The organism is Bacillus sp. SIMBA_074 (assembly GCF_046534555.1).
Lineage (GTDB): Bacteria > Bacillota > Bacilli > Bacillales > Bacillaceae_G > Bacillus_A > Bacillus_A mycoides.
On sequence record NZ_JAWRYM010000135.1, the window covers coordinates 1 to 415 of the forward strand.

Genomic DNA, 415 nt, shown 5'->3' on the forward strand with positions numbered 1-415 from the left:
GAGCTGGAAGATGTGGCGCGCGGGCATTGCGTATATCCGTTCAGCCCTCGAAGGGGGCCACCATGCGTGATGTCCTAAAGGACGCTGCATCACTTCACACACCGATCGTCCTCGCCGAGTACTGCATAAAAACACTCGAATGTCTCGGACGAGAAGCGCCCGATGCAGCAACCAAGCGCATGGCTAACCAGATGGCCGAGCGAATTAAGCGGAATCAAGGCCGATTGGTTTCCGCATACGACAACGCCTGCTTTGCAGTCCGCAACGGGAGGGAATTTTCATGAAATGCACAGGAGAAAACGCGACAACCAACAACTCGCATGCGGACGAGCGGGCGGCGTTCATCGACGCTTTCCTCGAAACGCTGCCGCCCGAGTCGGTAGCAGCCGCCCCTAACGCTGCACGCGGCCGTGCT

General features: G+C 58.6%; 1 protein-coding gene. It reads left to right on the forward strand.

Annotated features, from left to right (window positions below):
* Nucleotides 1-284, forward strand: a 284-nt coding sequence (locus SB773_RS30190; protein ID WP_410593870.1) for a hypothetical protein, incomplete at its 5' end; no start/stop codon positions are given.
* Between the last annotated feature and the right edge of the window lie 131 nt (nucleotides 285-415).